At 62.6% G+C, this 20,354-nt stretch carries 21 protein-coding genes and 1 tRNA gene; 18 read left to right on the top strand and 4 right to left on the bottom strand.

What is annotated here, in order from left to right:
• Nucleotides 1-115 precede the first annotated feature (115 nt).
• From BSP239C_RS05015 to glpK, 8 genes are all read left to right on the top strand, one after another.
• Nucleotides 116-1,612 carry an MmgE/PrpD family protein gene (locus BSP239C_RS05015; protein ID WP_101570550.1) on the top strand — a complete coding sequence of 499 codons (1,497 nt, stop codon included), beginning with the start codon at nt 116-118 and terminating at the stop codon, nt 1,610-1,612.
• Nucleotides 1,612-2,517 carry a methylisocitrate lyase gene (gene prpB / locus BSP239C_RS05010; protein WP_101570549.1) on the top strand — a complete coding sequence of 302 codons (906 nt, stop codon included), beginning with the start codon at nt 1,612-1,614 and terminating at the stop codon, nt 2,515-2,517. Before BSP239C_RS05015 ends, prpB begins: the two co-directional genes overlap by 1 nt.
• On the top strand, nt 2,514-3,635 hold the full coding sequence (locus tag BSP239C_RS05005; RefSeq protein WP_101570547.1) for a bifunctional 2-methylcitrate synthase/citrate synthase: 1,122 nt from the start codon (nt 2,514-2,516) through the stop codon (nt 3,633-3,635). Before prpB ends, BSP239C_RS05005 begins: the two co-directional genes overlap by 4 nt.
• 26 nt (nt 3,636-3,661) lie before the next feature.
• Nucleotides 3,662-4,453 (top strand): enoyl-CoA hydratase/isomerase family protein, encoded by a 792-nt coding sequence (locus tag BSP239C_RS05000; RefSeq protein WP_101570545.1) that lies wholly within the window; start codon nt 3,662-3,664, stop codon nt 4,451-4,453.
• A 22-nt stretch (nt 4,454-4,475) separates the two neighbouring features.
• Nucleotides 4,476-5,441: a Ppx/GppA phosphatase family protein gene (locus BSP239C_RS04995; RefSeq protein ID WP_101570543.1), complete on the top strand. Its 966-nt coding sequence runs from the start codon at nt 4,476-4,478 to the stop codon at nt 5,439-5,441.
• Between the two features lie 143 nt (nt 5,442-5,584).
• On the top strand, nt 5,585-7,306 hold the full coding sequence (locus tag BSP239C_RS04990; RefSeq protein WP_101570541.1) for a glycerol-3-phosphate dehydrogenase/oxidase: 1,722 nt from the start codon (nt 5,585-5,587) through the stop codon (nt 7,304-7,306).
• 38 nt (nt 7,307-7,344) lie between these two features.
• The gene (locus tag BSP239C_RS04985; protein ID WP_101570539.1) at nt 7,345-8,067 is read left to right on the top strand and encodes an MIP/aquaporin family protein; all 723 of its coding nucleotides are present in this window, start codon (nt 7,345-7,347) and stop codon (nt 8,065-8,067) included.
• 83 nt (nt 8,068-8,150) lie between these two features.
• On the top strand, nt 8,151-9,683 hold the full coding sequence (glpK, locus tag BSP239C_RS04980) for a glycerol kinase GlpK (RefSeq protein ID WP_101570537.1): 1,533 nt from the start codon (nt 8,151-8,153) through the stop codon (nt 9,681-9,683).
• A 35-nt stretch (nt 9,684-9,718) separates the two neighbouring features.
• Here glpK and BSP239C_RS04975 read toward each other — a convergent pair whose 3' ends face one another.
• A complete protein-coding gene (locus BSP239C_RS04975; RefSeq protein WP_101570535.1) occupies nt 9,719-10,282 on the bottom strand; it encodes a GNAT family N-acetyltransferase in 564 nt (187 codons plus the stop codon).
• Between the two features lie 74 nt (nt 10,283-10,356).
• Here BSP239C_RS04975 and BSP239C_RS04970 point away from each other — a divergent pair, with 74 nt between their 5' ends.
• Together BSP239C_RS04970 and proC are read left to right on the top strand one after the other, a co-directional pair.
• Entirely contained in the window at nt 10,357-11,370 is a 1,014-nt protein-coding gene (locus BSP239C_RS04970) for a sugar phosphate isomerase/epimerase (RefSeq protein ID WP_101570533.1), read from the top strand.
• Between the two features lie 55 nt (nt 11,371-11,425).
• The gene (gene proC / locus BSP239C_RS04965) at nt 11,426-12,262 is read left to right on the top strand and encodes a pyrroline-5-carboxylate reductase (protein WP_101570531.1); all 837 of its coding nucleotides are present in this window, start codon (nt 11,426-11,428) and stop codon (nt 12,260-12,262) included.
• Nucleotides 12,263-12,268: 6 nt separating this feature from the next.
• Here proC and BSP239C_RS04960 read toward each other — a convergent pair whose 3' ends face one another.
• The gene (locus BSP239C_RS04960; protein ID WP_101570529.1) at nt 12,269-13,150 is read right to left on the bottom strand and encodes a LuxR C-terminal-related transcriptional regulator; all 882 of its coding nucleotides are present in this window, start codon (nt 13,148-13,150) and stop codon (nt 12,269-12,271) included.
• 111 nt (nt 13,151-13,261) lie between these two features.
• Between BSP239C_RS04960 and BSP239C_RS04955 the strand changes: the two genes are divergently transcribed.
• From BSP239C_RS04955 to BSP239C_RS04935, 5 genes are all read left to right on the top strand, one after another.
• A complete protein-coding gene (locus BSP239C_RS04955; RefSeq protein ID WP_101570527.1) occupies nt 13,262-13,603 on the top strand; it encodes a DUF485 domain-containing protein in 342 nt (113 codons plus the stop codon).
• The gene (locus BSP239C_RS04950; protein WP_180958929.1) at nt 13,600-15,246 is read left to right on the top strand and encodes a cation acetate symporter; all 1,647 of its coding nucleotides are present in this window, start codon (nt 13,600-13,602) and stop codon (nt 15,244-15,246) included. Before BSP239C_RS04955 ends, BSP239C_RS04950 begins: the two co-directional genes overlap by 4 nt.
• Nucleotides 15,247-15,461: 215 nt before the next feature.
• Nucleotides 15,462-15,532 (top strand) — tRNA-Gly (locus BSP239C_RS04945).
• A gap of 127 nt (nt 15,533-15,659) precedes the next feature.
• Entirely contained in the window at nt 15,660-15,929 is a 270-nt protein-coding gene (locus BSP239C_RS04940) for a hypothetical protein (RefSeq protein WP_101570525.1), read from the top strand.
• Nucleotides 15,930-16,013: 84 nt separating this feature from the next.
• Nucleotides 16,014-16,385, top strand: a complete 372-nt coding sequence (locus BSP239C_RS04935; protein WP_101570523.1) for a hypothetical protein — start codon at nt 16,014-16,016, stop codon at nt 16,383-16,385.
• A 50-nt stretch (nt 16,386-16,435) separates the two neighbouring features.
• Here BSP239C_RS04935 and BSP239C_RS04930 read toward each other — a convergent pair whose 3' ends face one another.
• Together BSP239C_RS04930 and BSP239C_RS04925 are read right to left on the bottom strand one after the other, a co-directional pair.
• Entirely contained in the window at nt 16,436-17,098 is a 663-nt protein-coding gene (locus tag BSP239C_RS04930) for a TrkA family potassium uptake protein (protein ID WP_101570521.1), read from the bottom strand.
• A complete protein-coding gene (locus tag BSP239C_RS04925) occupies nt 17,091-18,509 on the bottom strand; it encodes a TrkH family potassium uptake protein (protein WP_226830866.1) in 1,419 nt (472 codons plus the stop codon). The genes BSP239C_RS04930 and BSP239C_RS04925 overlap by 8 nt, the downstream gene beginning before the upstream one ends.
• 50 nt (nt 18,510-18,559) lie before the next feature.
• On the opposite strand from BSP239C_RS04925, the gene BSP239C_RS04920 reads away from it, so the two are divergent.
• The 3 genes from BSP239C_RS04920 to BSP239C_RS04910 all read left to right on the top strand — a co-directional run bounded on the left by BSP239C_RS04920 (nt 18,560) and on the right by BSP239C_RS04910 (nt 20,334).
• On the top strand, nt 18,560-19,765 hold the full coding sequence (locus BSP239C_RS04920) for an acetoin utilization protein AcuC (protein ID WP_101570517.1): 1,206 nt from the start codon (nt 18,560-18,562) through the stop codon (nt 19,763-19,765).
• Nucleotides 19,766-19,914: 149 nt separating this feature from the next.
• The gene (locus BSP239C_RS04915) at nt 19,915-20,013 is read left to right on the top strand and encodes a 30S ribosomal protein bS22 (protein WP_009882927.1); all 99 of its coding nucleotides are present in this window, start codon (nt 19,915-19,917) and stop codon (nt 20,011-20,013) included.
• A gap of 75 nt (nt 20,014-20,088) precedes the next feature.
• Nucleotides 20,089-20,334: a glutaredoxin family protein gene (locus BSP239C_RS04910; RefSeq protein WP_101570515.1), complete on the top strand. Its 246-nt coding sequence runs from the start codon at nt 20,089-20,091 to the stop codon at nt 20,332-20,334.
• The last annotated feature ends 20 nt before the right edge of the window (nt 20,335-20,354 follow it).

The raw sequence follows: 20,354 nt of genomic DNA, 5'->3' as shown, positions 1-20,354 counted from the left end.
TATCTTGATGTCGAGATAAAATTCTGGCCAGACCGTGACAGTGAAGTGACGTAGCCTACAGTTGTGTCAGCCACTGACAGACCTGAACGGTCAAGGATGTTTGAAGGGGTTAACCATGATCAATCATGAAGTCCGTACGCACAAGAGCTCAGAGAACCTGGCTCGCGAAGACCAACTCGCCTGGAAGATCGCCGAGGTCGCATCAGACCCGACTCCAGTGGATTCAGAGGTCACCGAAATGGTGATCAACCGCGTCATCGACAACGCCTCGGTGGCCGCAGCCTCGGTGCGCCGCTCGGCTCCGCTGCACGCACGCGAACAGGCGCAGACCCACCCGTACTCACCTGGTGCCACCGTCTTCGGTCTGCCCCTGGGTGAGCACTTCTCCCCGGAATGGGCAGCCTGGGCCAATGGAGTCGCCGTTCGTGAACTCGACTTCCATGACACCTTCCTCGCCGCCGAGTACTCACACCCCGGCGACAACATTCCACCGGTTCTCGCAGTCGCCCAGCACAAGGGCATCAGCGGCAAGGACCTCATCAACGGCATCGCGACCGGATACGAGATCCAGGTCGACCTGGTCAAGGGAATGTGCCTGCACGAGCACAAGATCGACCACGTCGCCCACCTCGGCCCATCTGCGGCTGCCGGTATCGGCGCCATGCTCGGCCTCGACACCGAGGTCACCTTCCAGGCGATCCAGCAGGCGCTGCACGTGACCACCGCGACCCGTCAGTCCCGCAAGGGCGAGATCTCGTCGTGGAAGGCACACGCCCCCGCATTCGCCGGCAAGATGGCTGTCGAATCAGTCGACCGTGCCATGCGCGGTGAGGGCGCACCCAACCCGATCTACGAAGGTGAAGACGGCTTCATCGCCTGGATCCTCTCCGGACCCGAGGCTCGATACACCATCCCTCTGCCAGGTGCAGGCGAAGCCAAGCGCGCGATCCTCGACACCTACACCAAGGAGCACTCGGCCGAGTACCAGGCGCAGGCGCTCATCGACCTCGCCCGCAAGCTCGGTGGCGAGATCGAGGATCTGAGCAAGATCAAGCGCATCGTCATCCACACCTCGCACCACACGCACAACGTCATCGGCACCGGCGCGAACGATCCGCAGAAGATGGATCCCAAGGCCAGCCGCGAGACCCTTGACCACTCGATCATGTACATCTTCGCTGTGGCTATGGAAGACCAGGGCTGGCACCACGAGCACTCCTACGCTCCCGAGCGTGCCGGACGTCCCGAAACGGTCCAGCTGTGGCACAAGATCGAGACCACCGAAGACAAGGAATGGACTCGCCGCTACCACTCGATCGATCCCAATGAGAAGGCCTTCGGCGGCCGCGTGGAGATCGAATTCGAAGACGGTTCGACTCTCGTCGACGAGATCGCAGTGGCCGACGCGCACCCCTTCGGTGCTCGTCCCTTCGCCCGCGCGAACTACGTCGAGAAGTTCAAGACCCTGTCCGAAGGCGTCCTCACCGGTGCCGAACAGACTCGCTTCCTCGACCTGGCCGAGAACCTCGAGAACCTCGACGCCAAGGGCGTGGCTGAGCTCAGCTTCACCGTTGACGGACTCGAGCACACCGGTTCGAAGGGCATCTTCTGATGTTGGGGGCAACCGCAACCCCGGCCGAGCGTCGGAAGAAGTTCCGTGAGCTCCTCGCCGGTGACCAGATCGTCCAGTTCCCCGGAGCCATCAACCCGATCAACGCTCAGATCATCGAGCAGACCGGGTTCGAGGGTGTCTACATCTCCGGCGGTGCCTTCTCCGCAGCCATGGGCCTGCCCGATATCGGACTCACCACGCTCACCGAGGTGGCCGATCACGGACGCAACATCGCCCGGGTGACGAACCTGCCGACCTTCATCGACGCCGACACCGGCTGGGGCGAGGCCATGAACGTGGCGCGCACCATCCAGGAATTCGAAGACGCCGGAATCTCGGGGATGCACCTCGAGGATCAGGTGAACCCGAAGCGCTGCGGCCACCTCGACGGCAAAGAGGTTGTCACCGCTGCCGAGATGTCCAAACGCATCGCCGCTGCGGTCAAGGGGCGCCGGGACGAGAACTTCGTCATCAGCGCCCGCACCGACTCCCGCGCAGGCGAAGGTCTCGACGCGGCGATCGATCGCGCGAAGGCCTATGTCGACGCGGGTGCGGACCTGATCTTCCCCGAAGCCATGCGCGATCTCGGCGAATTCGAGAAATTCGCAAGCAGCGTGGATGTTCCGATTTTGGCGAACATGACAGAATTCGGAAAGAGCGAACTGTTCACGACCGAGCAGTTGGCGAACGTCGGAGTGAAAATCGTGATCTACCCGGTCACAACTCTGCGTCTCGCCATGGGTGCGATCAAATCGGGCCTGCAGACCATTCGCGACCAGGGCACCCAGGTGGACCTGCTCGAGGGAATGCAGACTCGTGCGGACCTGTACGACACGATCGACTACGCTGCGTACAACGATTTTGATGCAGCCGTATTCAACTTTTCACAGGAGGGTCACAAGTGACCGAAGAAATCAAGAAGGGCCTCGCCGGCGTCGTCGTCGACACCACGGCCGTTTCGAAGGTAGTCCAGGAAACGAACTCGCTCACCTACCGCGGGTACCCCGTGCAGGAACTCGCTGCACAGCGCAACTTCGAAGACGTCGCCTACCTGATCTGGAACGGTGAACTTCCGAACCAGGCTCAGCTCGACGAGTTCAAGGCCCGCGAGCGTTCACAGCGCAAGATCGACGACAAGCTGATCCAGCTCATCCTCGATCTGCCCAAGGACTGCCACCCGATGCACGTGGTGCAGACGGCAGTGTCCTACCTCGGTGCCGTCGACCCTGAAGCAGACGTCGAAGGTGAAGAGGCCAACTTGGCCAAGGCCGAGCGTCTCTACGCGCAGCTGCCCACGATTGTGGCCGTCGACCACCGTCGCCGTCACGGCCTGGACCCGGTCGCTCCGACCGAGGACCTCGACTACGCCGCGAACTTCTTCAAGATGGTCTTCGACGAGGTTCCCGACGAAGCGGTCTTGCGCTGCTTCGACATCTCGATGATCCTCTACGCAGAGCACTCGTTCAACGCCTCGACGTTCACCACCCGCGTCATCACCTCGACTACGGCCGACCTGTATTCGGCAGTCGCCGGTGGCGTCGGCGCCCTCAAGGGCCCCCTGCACGGTGGCGCCAATGAGGCAGTCATGGCGATGCTCGAAGAGGTCGGCACCGCCGATAAAGCTGCGGAATGGATCGACAATGCTCTGGCCAACAAGGCCAAGATCATGGGCTTCGGTCACCGTGTCTACAAGAACGGCGACTCGCGCGTGCCGACCATGCGCAAGGCCTTCGAGAACATGGTCGCGGCCAAGGGCGCAACCGATCTCCTCGACCTCTACAACGCATTCGAAGAGGACTTCGTCGGACGCAAGGGCATCTACCCGAACCTCGACTACCCCTCAGGTCCGGCGTACCACCTGATGGGCTTCGACACCGATCAGTTCACACCCATGTTCGTCATGGCCCGCATCACCGGCTGGACCGCTCACATCATGGAGCAGCAGGCCAACAACGCTCTGATCCGTCCGCTGAGCGCCTACGACGGTCACGATCAGCGCGAGGTTCCCGAAAACCGGGGCTGAATCGCTACAGCTGAAAGGCTACGCACATGACCGTTGACGGCACATACCGTCCGGTCGATCTCGAGGGTTTCGACTTCACCGTCGCAGGTGGAGTCGGAACCCTCGTCATTGATCGGCCCGAAAAACGCAACGCTATCTCCCGTCCGATGTGGCGGGCGCTGCCTGACATCATCGCCGGCATCGATGCCGACGACTCCATCGGGGCGCTGGTGATCACAGGTGCGGCCGGGCATTTCTCCGCCGGGTCCGACATCGCAGACCTGAACGTCGCCCTCGCCGACTTCTGGGAACTCAATTCGACCGCCGAGGCGGCCGTTGCCAATTCCCGGACGACGACGATCGCTGCCATCACCGGCAACTGCGTGGGAGGCGGCACCGAGATCGCGGCAGCCTGCGACATCCGCATCGCCGCCCCCGGTTCGATCTTCGGTGTCACAGCCGCGAAGCTCGGCCTCGTCTACCCACCGGGACCGACACGTCGCCTGGCCACCGTGCTCGGAGACTCCTGGGCCAGGTACCTGCTGGTCACCGCCTCGATCATCACGTTCGAGACGATGCGCGAGCTCGGATTCTTCCATGAGGTCACCGAGACTCCGCTGGCCGCAGCACAGACGATGGGCGAGAAGATCGTCGGACTCTCCCGACTGTCCCAGATCGGGTCGAAGGCGGTCCTGGCCGGCGAACTCGGAGAGACCGTCAACCCACCGCAGTGGCTCGACGAGGCGTACCGGGAGGAGATCGCCGCGGGACAGAAGGCGTTCTTCGCCAAACGCGCGCCCGAGTTCGGCTTCGCTGCAACGGATTGGTCAGCCGAGTGATATCTGGCGCTAAACTGAACGAATGCGCCTAGCAGTCCTCGATATCGGGTCCAACAGCGTCCACCTCCTCGTGGTCGACGCTCATGTCGGAGCCCCGCCCTTGCCGGCCACCTCCCATAAAGAGGTCCTGCGCCTCGCCGAGTACCTCGGCGACGACGGGATGATCGATGCCGCAGGTCAGGAACGACTGCACAACTTCATCGCCGAGGCGGTGGAGATCGCCGAAGACCAAGGATCGGAACAGATCCTGGCGTTCGCCACCTCGGCGGTCAGGGATGCCCCGAACGGTGCCGAGCTCATCGATGCCATCAATGCTCAACTCGGTGTGACGCTGAACGTGATGTCCGGCAAGGACGAAGCGCGGGTGACTTTTCTCGCAGTCAGGCGCTGGTTCGGCTGGTCGGCGGGGAAGATTCTGCTGCTCGACATCGGTGGCGGCTCCCTTGAGATCGCGGCCGGTCAGGACGAATACCCGGAAGCAGCCGTGTCCGTGCCCTTGGGCGCTGGTCGCACCTATTCCGATTTCCTCCCCGATCCTCTGCCCAGTGCCGATGACATCCACAGCCTGCAGAAGTATGCGCGCTCCCAGATCGGTCGCATCGCCGGCAAGATCAACAGAGTCGGCACCGCCGATCAGGTCGTGGGGTCATCGAAGACCTTCCGTTCGCTGGCTCGGATCGCCGGCGCGGCACCCAGCGGCGACGGCATCTACGCCCCACGCAAACTCTTCCGCCGTGACCTCGCCGGAATCATCGAGACCCTGTCCTCAAGGATCCCCGAAGAGCGCGCGACGCTGCCCGGAGTCTCCCAGGCTCGGGCCGGACAGATCCTCGCGGGCGCCATCGTCGCCGACGCGGCCTTCGCCATCTTCGACGTCAACGTCATGAGTATCTCCCCATGGGCACTGCGGGAAGGGATCATCATGCGCAAACTCGACCTGCTCGATTCCGCGGAGACCTCCTCGGCGATGCGAGTGGAACTGGTCTGAGCACTTTCGCTTCTGTCCGTTGTGTTTCCCTTCTGCGCATTGCCTGTTAGATTTTTCCTAACTGCCGTGCACAGGCCACATGCCGAATCCCGGGCATGATAATGGTGGGAACGCACACGCTCTGAGAAGGAAACGAACTGTCAATGCGAACTGGCGAGCTGTCCCCATCGTTCCGCGATGAAGCCCTGCACACACTTGAGAACACCACTGCCGACAATCCGCTCGACGTCTTCGTCGTGGGTGGAGGCGTCACCGGAGCGGGCTCCGCATTCGATGCGGCTACCCGCGGACTGAAGGTCGGCGTCGTCGATGCGAAGGACTGGGCCTCGGGCACATCCTCACGGTCCTCGAAACTTATGCACGGTGGTCTGCGCTACCTCGAGATGCTCGACTTCAAACTCGTGGCCGAAGCATTGAAGGAACGAGACCTCCTCCTCCAGCACACGGCCCCGCACCTGGTCGAACCCGTCGCTTTCGTCTTCCCCTTCGAACACCGTCTCATCGACCGGGCCTTCATCGGCTCCGGCGTCCTGCTCTACGACACGATGGCGACCAGGCCAGGCCGCAAACGCGCGCTGCCGATGCACCGACATCTGGGCAAGAAGGCCCTGAGCGCTCACTTCCCCGGCCTGGCCGATGAGGCTGCGGTCGGTGCCCTCGAATATTACGATGCGAAGGTCGATGACGCCCGATTCGTCATGACCCTCGTCCGCTCCGCTGTGGGCTACGGCGCTGCCGCAGCCAACCACGTGTCCGTCATCGGCTACCTTCACGACGGGGACCGAGTCTCCGGCGTCCGCGCACGCGATGAGATGACCGGTCGCGAGTTCGACATCCATTCCCGCCGCACGATCCTCGCCGGGGGTGTCTGGACCGAGGAGCAGCAGGACCTGGCCAAGGCCGATGCCGGCCTCAAAGTGCTGGCTTCCAAGGGCGTGCACATCACGGTCGATCAGGACAAGATCATGGCCGATCCCGGCACCGGCATCATCTCGAAGACGGAGAAGTCCGTGCTCTTCGTGATCCCATGGGAAGGATACTGGGTCATCGGCACCACCGACACCCCCTGGGACCAAGACGTCGACTCGCCGGTGGCCAACTCCGACGACATCGACTACTTGCTCAAGCACGCGAACGCGATCCTCACGGAGAAGCTGACTCGCAACGACGTCATCGGCGTCTACTCCGGACTCCGGCCGCTGCTCCAACCCGTGGTCAAGGAGGGCCAGGCCTCGACGAAGGTCTCCCGGGAGCACACGGTGATGGAGGTCGAGCCCGCGCTGGCCGCGATCGCCGGCGGCAAATTCACGACCTACCGTGTGATGGCCGAGGACGCCGTCGACTTCGTCCTCGGAGACGATGCGAAAGACCGGCGTTCACTGACCGAATCGGTTCCGCTGCTCGGCGCTCAGGGCGTCGGTGCTGTGCGACGCGGTCAGGCCGGCATCGCTGAGAAGTACGGCTGGGACGAGGAGCGGGTCAAGAGGCTCATCCGCCGCTACGGCACTCTGCTCGAGGCGATCCTCGACCTCGTCGACGAGGATCCCGACTTGGGTCGTCCGCTGCCTGGAGCCGACCGCTACCTGCGCGTCGAAGCACACTACGCGGCGTCCTCGGAAGGTGCCGTTCACCTCGGCGACATTCTCGAGCGCCGGATGCGGCTCAACTACGAGATCAAGGATCGGGGCAAGGCAGCCGCCGAGGCGGTCGCCGCTATCGTCGCCCCGATCCTCGGATGGGACGCGGAGCGAGAAGCGAACGAAATCGCGGACTTCAACAGACACGTCGAAGCACAGATCGCTGCGGAGTCCACCCACGACGATGCTGCGGCTGCGGCACTCGTCGAAGAATCCCTGAAACCTTAATACCCGCAAGCAAGACAAACAATAGGAGTTTGTGAGATATGGGTACTATTTTCCTCTATGAGATCGGCGGCACCGCCATGCTCATGCTGCTCGGCGTCGGAGTTGTCGCCAACGTGGTGTTGGGCAAGACGAAGGGCAACGGGGGAGGCTGGCTCCTCATCTCGTTCGGCTGGGGCCTCGCGGTCTTCGCCGGTGTCTTCGTCGCCTACAAGACCGGTGCGCATCTCAACCCGGCAGTGACCCTCGGCATCTGGTCCAGCGGAGCTGGAGAATACGCCGACGGCATCCCAGTGACCTTCGGAAACACCGTCGCCTACTTGGCCGCTGAGATGATCGGTGCCATGATCGGTGCCTTCCTCGCCTGGGCCGTGTACAAGAAGCACTACGACGAGGAGAAGGAAGCCGGCAACATCCTCGGCACCTTCTCCACCGGTCCGGAGATCCGCAGCTACGGCTGGAACTTCGTCACCGAGGTCATCGCCACCTTCGTCCTCGTCTTCGTGATCCTGCTCTTCGGCGGCACCCCGGACAAACTGGGACCATTGGCTGTTGCCCTCATCGTCGTCGCCATCGGCGCTTCACTGGGCGGACCCACCGGATATGCGATCAACCCGGCCCGTGACCTCGGACCTCGTATCGTCCACGCCCTGCTGCCGATCCCGAACAAGGGCGGTTCTGACTGGGCGTACTCGTGGGTGCCGATCGCCGGACCGCTGACGGGAGCGATCCTTGCCGGCCTGCTGTCCCGCGCCTTCACCTAAGGTCAGCGGCCGCATAAGGCCAGTAGAACTTCGCCAGAACAGAATCACCTGTCAACCAGCACAACCTCGACATAGGAGTCAGAATGAGTCAGGAAAAGTTCATCCTCGCCGTCGATCAGGGCACCACCTCCTCGCGGGCCATCATCTTCAACCATGATGGGCAGATCGTGTCCTCGGGCCAGCTCGAGCACGAACAGATCTTCCCCCGTGCCGGCTGGGTCGAACACGACCCGATGGAGATCATCCGCAACACGAACGAAGCCATCGGCCAGGCCCTGACCCGTGCCGACATCAACCGCCACCAGCTCGAAGGCGTCGGCATCACGAACCAGCGTGAGACCACGGTCATCTGGAACAAGAACACCGGTAAGCCCGTCTACAACGCGATCGTCTGGCAGGACACCAGAACTCAGAAGATCTGCGACGAACTCGCCGGCGACGAAGGCCCCGACAAGTACAAGGACCGCGTCGGCCTGCCCCTGGCCACCTACTTCGCTGGACCGAAGGCCAAATGGATCTTCGACAACGTCGACGGAGTCAAAGAATCCGCCGAAGCCGGTGAACTGCTCTTCGGCACCATGGACACCTGGGTTCTCTGGAACCTCACCGGCGGCGTCAACGGCGGAGTCCACGTCACCGACGTCACGAACGCCTCGCGCACGATGCTTATGAACGTCAAGAGCCTTGACTGGAACGAGGAGATCGCCGGCGAGATGGGTATTCCCGTCTCGATGCTGCCGGAGATCAAATCCTGCTCGGAGGTGTACGGCTACGGAGCCAAGAACGGCCTCATCATCGACACTCCGGTCTGCGGCATCCTCGGTGACCAGCAGGCGGCGACCTTCGGCCAGGCTTGCTTCGAGACGGGCCAGGCCAAGAACACCTACGGCACCGGCAACTTCATGCTGATCAACACGGGCACCGAGCCTGTGGCCAGCAAGAACGGTCTGCTGACGACGGTGGCCTACAAGATCGGCGACGACGATGCGGTCTACGCACTCGAAGGCTCCATCGCCGTTACAGGTTCCCTCGTGCAGTGGCTGCGCGACAACCTCGGAATCATCTCCGATGCCCCCGAAGTGGAAACTCTGGCGAAGCAGGTCGAAGACAACGGCGGCTGCTACATCGTGCCGGCCTTCTCCGGGCTCTTCGCCCCGCACTGGGAGTCCGACGCCCGTGGCGTGATGGTGGGTCTGACCCGCTACGTCAACAAGAACCACATAGCTCGCGCGGCTCTCGAATCGGTGGCGTTCCAGTCCCGCGAGGTCCTCGACGCGATGGACCTCGACTCGGGTGTCGCACTCACCGAGCTCAAGGTCGACGGCGGCATGGTCGCCAACGAAACGCTCATGCAGTTCCAGGCCGACATCCTCGGCGTGCCCGTCATCCGTCCCGAGGTCGTCGAGACCACGGCTCTCGGTGCGGCCTATGCAGCGGGCATCGCGGTGAAGTTCTGGAACGGCGAGGAAGATGTGAAGGCCAACTGGCGTGAGGGCAAACGCTGGCAGCCGTCGATGGACGGTGACAAAGTCGATCGCGTCTACCGGCTGTGGAACAAGGCCGTCGAGAAGTCGAAGACTTGGGTAGACGAGGACGTCGAAGAACTCTACGGCTGACCTTCAGTCGAGTTCGAACCTCGCCGAGGTCGGCCTCAGCCGAGGTCGATCGTGAACATGCGCTCTGGCACCGCCGGGGACACTCCGTCGAAGACGTGGGTGATCTCCGTGCGGTGCCAGCCGTGTTTGGCATAGAACCGCATCGCTCGGTCGTTGCCTTCGGCGACCATGAGATAGGCGCGGGTGAAGCCCAGATTCCGCAGCTCGTCCTCCAAGGCGTGGAGGAGAACGGCGCCGGCACCGGTGCCGAACGCGTCTGGATGGAGGTTGATCGCTGCCAGCTGCCCCAGCCCAGAACTGTCGGGGAGCCCGCCGAGCACCTCGGCGGTGTCCCGGGGCGGGCAGACCCCACCGAAACCTAGAACTCGTTCCTCGAGGGACGGATCGTGGGCCTCAGGTAACACGACCAATGACGACATCTGATTCGCTTCGGCGCTGAGGTTCTTCGACCATCTGTCGGTCTGTCGGTCAAGGTCGAGGGAGTCAAGAACCTCATCGGACATGATGCCGCGGTAGGTCGCCTGCCAGGCTGCGATGTGGACTGCGGCAATCTGGGCGGCATCATCGACGCGGGCCCGGCGAGCTTCGAAATCGGCCATTGATCCAGCTTAGCGCCCTCGGGGCTTATGCTTTCTGAGGGAATATGGAATCTTCGAGGACTAAACTGGGTGAGATGAGCAGGGCGAAACGGTCGAAGTCAGCACGCAAGGTGTACACCGCGAGGAATTCCGCGCGGTCCAATTCCCGACGCCACCGGGAGTACTTCGACAGCCACGAAGTCTATGATCACGAGACCCAGCACAGTTCGGAACACCGGATCCGGGTCGGACTCTCCAGCTCCTCGGTGTCGCCGATGACCGTGGCCGAGACTTTCGCTCAGGCAGCCAAGCACGGCTACGACGGTGTCGAGATCATGGTCACCCACAATGCCGAAACACGCGATGTCGACCTCATCAACGGCCTCGCCGCGGAGACGGGACTCGAGGTCATGTCGCTGCACGCACCGACCCTGCTGTTCCTGCCCCGTGTCCTGCACAAAGACCACTGGGAGAAGCTGCGCATCACCGCCAACCTCGCCAAGGCCGTCGGTGCGAAGACCGTGGTCCTGCACCCGCCGTTCAGGTGGCAGGGAGAGTACGCGCTGGGCTTCGTCGACGGGGTGCGGCAGGTATCGGAGGAGACTGGGGTCGTCCTCGCGGTGGAGAACATGTACCCCTGGCGGGCAGGCGTGCGCGAGATCCTCGTCTACTATCCCGACTGGAACCCCCTCGATGAGGACTACGACGCCCTCACCTTCGATTTCTCCCACGCCTCGACAGCGGGAATGAACGCCCTTGAGACCGTTTCGGAGATCTTCGACAGACTCCGCCACGTCCACCTCACCGACGGTTCCGGATCGCTCAAGGACGAACACCTCATCCCCGGTGCGGGCACCATGCCCGTGGCCGAGACCCTGCAACATCTGGCCAAGCATGATTGGGCCGGCGACGTCGTCGTCGAAGTCAACACACGCTTCGTGACGAAGAAATCCATCCGCGAGCAGATGCTCGCCGACTCCCTCGCCTTCGCCCGCACCCACCTGGGGCTGGAAGCCGAGGATGGCCGTCGCGACTCTTTGAGCCACGTGCACACGAGTGAGATACGCGTCAGCGATGCACCTACGAGCGATGACAACTCGAATTCCTGAACGCACAACGAACACCTGCACGAGCACCAACCGAACATAGAAAGGCAGGTCTGATTTGGCCTCCATCGCCTCCATCGGCACAGGAAACATGGGCACGGCACTGATCAAGGGGATCCTTAGCGCCGACGAGAAGCTCGAGGTTCGCGCGACGACCAATTCGGCCGCCTCGGCGAAGCGACTCGCTGAGGACCTCCCGAACGTCACCGTCACCTCGCTGGAAGACGATGCCGAGGCCAACAGCAAGGCCGCCGATGGTGCGGACTTCGTCTTCCTCGGCGTCAAACCGTGGATGATGGCCGAGACACTGCGGGACCTGGCCCCGAGCCTGAACTCGACCACTGTGATCGTCTCGATGGCGGCCGGCGTCGCGATGACCGACTTGGCCTCGCTGGCTCCGCAGAACCCGATCGTGCGGATCATGCCCAACACCCCCAGCTCCATCGGGCACGGCGTCATCGCACTGGCACCCTCTGCCGAGGTGGACGAGACCACAGTGGACACACTGCGGACCCTGCTCTCGGGTGCCGGTCTCGTCGTGGCCCTGGACGAATCCGAGATCCCCGCCATGACCGGAATCTCCGGCTCGGGAGTGGCCTACTTCTTCCTCCTCGCCGAGACGATGATCGCCGCCGGCGTGAAGATGGGGCTGAACGAGGAGACCGCTAAGCAGATGGTCGTTGCCACCGCGGACGGAGCCGGTCGGCTCCTGACTGATAACCCGGACCCGAGCGCACAGCGTCAGGCAGTGAGCAGCAAGGGCGGAACCACACTGGCCGGACTGCAGGCCTTCCTCGACGCAGGACTCTTCGACACCGCCGAGGCGGCTGTGCAGGCTGCAGGCAACCGCTCGCTTGAAATGGAGAAGGAGAACTCCGAAGTCATCAACGGCTGAGGAGCATCACGGCAGGGCCCCTGCCGACCTCGCGACGGACACCGCCTCGTGCCGGGTTCCGGCCGAGAGTTTGACCATGGCCGTGTTCAGGTAGGACTTTACGGTCGACTCCCGCAGACCCAGCGCTTCGGCGATCCGGGCATTCGACCATCCCAGCGCCACATGCGAAAGGATGTCGGTCTCCCTGGGGGAGAGGCTGACGGAGGGCGACGGGTTCGGGAACAGATCCGAATTGTGGCCGGAGAGGATATCGGCCAGGCGATTCTCCACAACGGTCAGTCGCTGCCGCATCTCATCCTCATCGACCCCTGAGCGGATCGAGCGCAGTTCCGCATAGGTGCGGCGCAGAGCCTCCCTGCTCGAGGACTCGAGGTCGGAATACAGACGTTCCGGCTCCACGGGTTCCTCGGGCGGACGGGGCTGACCGAGCCGACCCAGATCCACCGACAACTGCCTGACGCGTTTGACCAGGTCACTCGTCTGCGGGGCCGCCGCATCGTAGTTCTTGCGGTGACCGCAGTAGATCATCCCCGTGACGTCACCGCCGCGCAGGGTCGGCACAGCGATGAGTACCTGGATCCCCTCGCCGAGGACCTGTTCGTCATAGTGGTGGGTGATAAAGGGATCGAGTCCGTAGTCTTTGGTCAGCTGCGGGGTGCCTTCGGTCAGCGCCCGTCCACCGAGTCCACGTCCGGTGCTGACGATGAGCGAGGACAGACGATCTTTGGCGCCTCCGGCCACCGCTTGCACGCAGACCTCACCCTCTTCGACCATGCCGCCGAAGACGACGTCACCGGTCCCGCTCCGATGTAGGGAGTCGATGGCCTCGACATAGAGTCGACGAGATTCGGCCTTGAGAGCCCGAGATTCCTTGGCTTTGACATCCATGTGAACAAGCTACCAACTTTCGGTGGTATTCCCCAGCGCCAGCTGAGAGTTAGTTTGAGGGTGTGTGATTCAGACCACTGATGCTCGACGCACGTTTCGAATGGAGAAGCAATGACCGATCCCGTGAGTACTCGGGTCGATTTCCTCGCCGAAGAGGAGAATCCCGATTTCAAAGCACTTAAGCGTAAAAGGTTCTCAGTGGTGATACCGCTGTCGATCGGATTCATGGCGTGGTACTTCTTCTACGTCATCCTCAGCACCTACGCGCACGATTTCATGTCCACAAAGGTCATAGGTGAGATCAACCTCGGGCTGATCCTCGGACTCCTGCAGTTCGTGACGACCTTTGCGATCACGATGTTCTACGTCTCGTTCGCAAACAAGAAGCTCGATCCGCCAGCATCGGCGATCCGTGAACGACTCCAGCAGCAGTCGGAAGGAACCACCCCATGAGCGCCATCGCCATCGGAGACCTGTTCGCCTCCGGCCTCGATAAAGTGTCCCAAGGCGTAACCGAGGTCGAGAACAACCCGATCCTCAACATCACGATCTTCGCAGCCTTCGTCGCGGTGACGATGTTCATCGTTCTGCGGGCCAGCAAGAACAACAAATCCGCCTCCGACTACTATGCGGGCGGTCGATCCTTCACCGGGCCACAGAACGGATTCGCGATCTCGGGCGACTATCTGTCCGCTGCTTCGTTCCTCGGCATCTGCGGAGCCATCGCGGTCAACGGCTACGACGGCTTCCTGTACTCCATCGGCTTCCTCGTCGCCTGGCTCGTCGCCCTGCTCATCGTGGCAGAGCTGATGCGCAACACCGGTAAGTTCACGATGGCTGACGTCCTCTCGTTCCGCCTCAAACAGCGCCCCGTGCGCATGGCCGCTGCGCTCTCAACCCTGGCAGTGTGCTTCTTCTACCTCCTGGCACAGATGGCCGGAGCAGGTGGCCTCGTGTCGTTGCTGATGGGCATCGACGGCAAGGTCGGCCAATCTCTCGTCATCGCCGTCGTCGGTGCTCTCATGATCATCTACGTGCTGGTCGGAGGCATGAAGGGAACCACCTGGGTCCAGATCGTCAAGGCGATCCTGTTGATCCTCGGAGCCTTCGCCATGACCATCTGGGTGCTCGCGCTCAACGGGTTCAACCTCTCGACGCTGCTTGCTTCAGCTGTTGAGAGCTCAAGCGTGGGAGAGGAGATCCTCAGTCCCGGTCAGCAGTACGGTGAGAACCCGCTGGACTTCATTTCCCTGGCCCTGGCCCTGGTGCTCGGCACCGCTGGCCTGCCACACGTCCTGATGCGCTTCTACACGGTGCCCTCGGCGAAGGAAGCTCGTCGTTCGGTAGTCTGGGCGATCTGGCTCATCGGCGCCTTCTACCTGTTCACCCTCATCCTCGGATACGGTGCGGCAGCACTCGTCGGTTCCGACGCGATTGAGAATGCACCGGGCGGAGTGAATTCCGCGGCACCGCTGCTGGCGCTCCACCTCGGCGGGCCCATCCTCATGGGCTTCATCTCGGCAGTGGCCTTCGCCACGATCCTCGCGGTGGTCGCCGGTCTCGCAATCACTGCGGCCGCGTCCTTCGCTCACGACATCTATGCGAGCGTCATCAAGAAGGGCAAGGTCGAAGACACCGAAGCCGAGGTCAAAATCGCGCGTCGCACGGTCGTCGTCATCGGTGCCGTCGCCATCATCGGCGGCATCGGAGTGCAAGGGCAGAACATCGCATTCCTCGTGGCGCTCGCCTTCGCCGTCGCTGCCAGTGCGAACCTCCCGACGATCATCTACTCGCTGTTCTGGAAGCGCTTCACCACTCGCGGAGCGGTGTGGTCGATCTACGGCGGTCTGGGATCGGCGCTGGTGCTGATCGCGTTCTCGCCAGTCGTATCCGGTTCCGAGACCGCAATGATCCCGGGAGCCGACTTCGTGCTCTTTCCACTGTCCAACCCTGGAATCATCTCGATTCCACTCGGTTTCATCCTCGGCTGGATCGCGTCGATCACCGACAAGACCGTTGAGAACCCCGAGCTGGCAGCAGAGATGTCAGTCCGGGCCCACACCGGCTTCGGAGCAGAGGAGGCTGTCGAACACTGAGTATGGCGGCGTAAGCACGCCGTATGAGAGATATTCTTCTGAGGGGGTGGCTTCGGCCGCCCCCTCAGTCGTTGGTGCTGGCGCCCCTGCACATGCTGTGTGGCACCACCGTGTAAGAACCACATGCGAGACGATATACACTGGGGGAGTCGCCGGCAGAAACTGGCTTCCGGCGGATCATCTGCGCTGGTGAGAGCGAGTTTCGGTGACGATATGCGGGCGTAGCTTAATGGTAGAGCCTCGGCTTCCCAAGCCGATGACGCGGGTTCGATTCCCGTCGCCCGCTCTCTGTGATGTGTCGCGGCATCGGCCCGGCAATGCGTTGCCTGCTCTCTTATGGAAACTGCGCGGCCCGGCTGGTCCGTCCGCGACATCCGGCGCTCGTGTCAGTGCCCGAAAGTACGCTGTCTCCCATGATGGTCAATGACGATGAGCAGTTCTTTCGCGTTGCGCGAATGCATTCAGAACTTACCGGCCTCGACTCGCAGCTTGAATCGATCGAGCGCAGGCGTGCCGTCGGTGTGGCGGTGACTCGGCTGGAAATGAGCCTGCCGATAGAAGCCGAGGACCGCACCGCCCTTGAAGAAGAGGCGAGCGAGCTTCGAGCACGTGCCGCCGAACTCCAGCACGAACGAACCGCAGTGCAATGGCAGATGGTTCCTGAGTTTCTCACGCTGGCCTAGCTCGAGTTCTCACGGCTCGATTCGATCATCGGTCCCAGCGGCTGGGCCGACCTGCCCGAGCGGTGCTCTGACACTCTGGAGACTGTGACCCGGTCGTTCGTGGACCGACTGACCAATGCTGTCGACCAATGGAACCAGGTCGGTGAGACCCTCACACAGTTCTCGTCGGGATTGCCAGTGACTGACAGCCAGCGGTCGACTCACGACGCAGACGCGTCAGCCGATTCGATTGCCACACGTATCGGTCCCGATGAGCGCGGCAACTATCAAGGAATCGAAGTCGGCGGACGATCGGTGGAATTGGTCAGCAGACGTCGGGAGACCGAGGGGTTCCTGGCCGGACTTGAGACCAGATTCCACGCCTTGATGAGCGAGGTCCGCACCCAGCTGCAGAGACAGGACGACAGCTCAACAGAAGTCGAACTCGAGCTCTCCTCAACGCACGAGCGCCTTTGAAAGTCCGGCATAAGCCCGCGCTACGGCCGCCCGCCCTACGGCCGCCCGCCCTACGGCCGCCCGGCGAAGCGGCCCAGCAGCTCTACATGGCCGGCGACGATGAGGAGGTCCTGCTTCCCCACGCGCGTTGTAGGTTCGGCGTAGGTGAAGTCGCGGCCGGGGCTCTTGATGCCCACGATGGTGACCCCGTACTTGTCACGAACACCCGACTCGCTGAGGGTGAAGCCCTGAATCTCACGCGGTGGCCGCATCTTCACGACCGCAAAGTGGCCTTCGTCGAATTCGATGTACTCCATCATCCGCGAGCTCACCAGGTGCGCCACGCGTCGGCCGGCATCCGACTCGGGGTAGAGCACATGGTGGGCGCCGATGCGGTGGAGGATCTTGCCGTGCGAAGGGGAGATGGCCTTCGCCCACACCTGCCCCACGCCCAGATCGACGAGGTTGGCCGTCGTCAGCACGCTGTCTTCGATCGAGGTGCCGATGCCGACCACGGCCGTGGAGAAGTCACCTGCGCCCACCTGCCGCAGAGCATCGATGTTCGTAGCATCGGCCTCGACGACGTGGGTGAGCTTTCCGCTCCAGTCCTTGACCAGCTCGGCACTGTGCTCGATCGCCATGACCTCACGACCCAGCTTCGCCAGGGTGGCAGCGGTCGACGACCCGAAGCGTCCGAGTCCGATGACCAGGATTGAGGTGTGTTCGTTACCCAACGACGGGCCTTTCTTCGGGATAGCGGTACAGGCGCACCGAGTCCTGCATGGACAGGGCTGCCGCCAGTGTAATCGTACCGAGACGACCGATGAGCATGATCACGGACAGACAGTACAGACCCGCATCATTGACAGTCGCTGACACCCCGGAGCTCAATCCGACCGTGCCGAAGGCCGAGATCACCTCGAACAGCACCTTGTCCAAGGGCTGGGCGCTGATCTGGAGCATCGTCAGAGAACCGATGAAGACGATGATCGCGCCGGTGAGCAGAACCGAGATCGAAAGCTTGATCGTCGATGAGGTCAGCCGTCGTCCGAAGACGTGCACGTCCTGCAGGCCGCGGGCCTCGGCGAACGCGGCAAGCACCAGCACAGCCACGGTCGTGACCTTGATGCCGCCGGCCGTCGACGACGAGCCGCCTCCGATGAACATCATCAGGTCCATGAGCAGGTGCGAGGACTGATTCATGTCCGCGATGTCAATGGTCGAGAACCCGCCCGAACGCGGCATCACCGCCATGAACAGGATCTCGACGAACGTGTGGCCCGCGTTCTTGTCACCCAGAGTGTCCGGGTTGGCTGATTCGAAGATGAGGAGGAACAGGAGGCCGATAGCCAAGACCGCGGTTGTCGTAGTCAACGTCAGCTTCGTGTGCAGATCCCACTTCTTCGGGTGGTTCCACTGGATCGCGATCATGAGGACGACGGGGAAGCCCAGGGCGCCGACGAAGACTCCGAGCATGAGCAGCGAGAGGATCCACGGGTCGGACGCGAAATAGGCACCGCCGCCGGGGTGGATGGTGAAGCCCGCGTTGTTGAACGACGAGATCGAGTAGAACACCGAGTACCACGCCGCATCGCCGATGCTCTCCCCACGAATGAGGAACCGGGGGAACATCAGCACAGCAAGAATCGACTCGGCGGTGAAGATGGTGATGACGACGGTCTTCAGCAGTGTGCCGACCTGACCCAGATTGAGCGCCGAGGTGGCCTGCTGGGCGATGAGGCGCTGCCTGACTCCCAGCCTCCGCGAGACCGCCATGCCCAGCACCGAGGCGAGAGTGAGGATACCCAGGCCGCCGACCTGGATGCCGGCAGTGATGACCGAAATCCCGAAGTCAGACCAGTAGTTCTCCGTCACCACCGGAGTCAGTCCGGTCACGCAGACAGAGGAGACAGCTACGAACACGGCATTGGCAATGTGCTGGGCCTGCGACACCGAACCGGGGTCGCGCATGCTCGCCGGCAGCATCAGGATGATCGCGAAGAATGCCACCACAGCAATGAATGAGCCGATCGCCAGTCGTGCAGGCGAGGCGACGGCGAGGTCGTCGACGAAGTCGCGGACCCATCGACCCGGGCGCAGGAGCAGGTCGAGACGCTGCGTGGAGTTCTTGGACACAAGATCCATGGTAGATCCCGCAGCATGCGAATCTCCGTAGGTGAGCCGTGCCATATAGCATGGTCTTCATGGCCGATAGCGATGTGTATGTCGTCTGGGACGATGCGGTGACCGGATACAACTTCGGTCCCAGCCATCCCATGCACCCCCTCAGACTTGATCTGACTGCGAAACTGGCCATGGACTTCGGCCTCTTCGACGCCGAGAACGTCCACGTCCACGGCGTGGGCGAGGTCGAAGAGGACACGTTGGCGAACCTCCACGACGCGGACTTCATCGCGGCGGTGAAGAAGATCGGCGACGGAACCGGTCTGAGCGACGAGGAAGCCGAGAAGTTCGGCATCGGCACCGAAGACGTTCCCGGATTCGAAAACATGCATGCCGCCTCGGCGATGCTGTTCCAGGGTTCGGTCGACTCGGCGCGGGCGATCATCTCCGGCGATTACCGCCACGCCGTGAACTTCACCGGCGGGATGCACCATGCGATGCCCGATCACGCGAGCGGATTCTGCGTGTACAACGACATCGCCGGAGCCATCACAGAATTCCTCAATGCAGGATACGAACGCATCGCTTACATCGACCTCGACGCCCACCACGGCGACGGTGTGGAGAAATTCTTCTGGGACGATCCGCGCGTGCTCACGATCTCGATGCACGAATCGGGGAAGTTCCTGTTTCCCGGCTCCGGCTATCCCGCCGACATCGGCGGACTGCGCGCGGCCGCCTCGGCGGCGAACATCGCGCTGCCGCCGCGCACACTCGACGCGGACTGGCTGCGTGCCTTCGACGCCGTGATCCCCGCGATCATCGGCGGATTCGAACCGCAGATCATCGTCTCCCAGCACGGCTGCGACGGACACCGCAGCGACCCGCTGACGCACATGCGTCTGAGTGTCGACGCGATGAGGGTGGCCACCGAATGGGTGCGGGACCTCGCCGCCGAACACACGGACGGAAAATGGCTGGCGACCGGGGGAGGGGGCTACGCGATCATCGACGTGGTGCCTCGCGTCTGGACCAACGTGCTTGCGATCTCCGCAGGACTCGACATCGATCCCGGCGCCCGCAGTCCCGGCCGTTGGGCCCACTATGCGCAGACGAAGACCGGGCGGGAAGCGCCACTGTCGATGACCGATGGCTTCGACGGCTCATTCACCCGCTGGACGAACGGTTTCGACCCCGAATCCGAACTCGACCGTGCCGTGATGGGCACTCGAAAGAGCCTGTTCCCATTCTTCGGGCTCGACGCCTACTTCGACTGAAGCCCGCGTCCTCGGGGATCATGGAAGCGACGCTGTGGATCTGGACACAGTTTTGGGAAAGCAGAGGCCCAAGCGATAGAATTGCACGGTTAGTTCAAAGGGTGGGCACCAGATGTTCACCTCCACCGACGATTACAAGGGGTACCCGCGTGGGCTCAGTCATCAAGAAGCGCCGCAAGCGTATGTCAAAGAAGAAGCACCGTAAGCAGCTTCGTAAGACACGCCACCAGCGTCGCAACAAGAAGTAAGACCGGCAGCGGTCCTACGCCCCCGCTCGAATTCGAATTCGGCGGGGTTTGTTGTCGCCCGATGAGGAGTGTGCAGTGGTCACATTGACCTTCCTGACACGCGCCGACTGCCACCTGTGCGAAACCGCCAGGGATGCCATCGCCGAGGCTGTGGCCGGCAGGGACGTAAGCGTGAGTGAAATCGACATCGACACCGATGACGATCTTGCCGGACAGTACGGCTGGGATGTCCCGGTCGTGTTGCTCAACGGTCGGCAGCACAGTTTCCATCGGGTCGATTCGGACCGGCTGTCCAAGGCCCTTGAGGCTTTGGGCGCATGAGATCGATTGAAGGAGTGACG

Origin of the sequence: Brevibacterium sp. 239c, from assembly GCF_900169365.1 — a bacterium.
GTDB lineage: Bacteria > Actinomycetota > Actinomycetes > Actinomycetales > Brevibacteriaceae > Brevibacterium.
The sequence above is the reverse complement of the archived record's forward strand: the minus strand, read 5'-3'. Positions and strand labels throughout refer to the sequence as shown.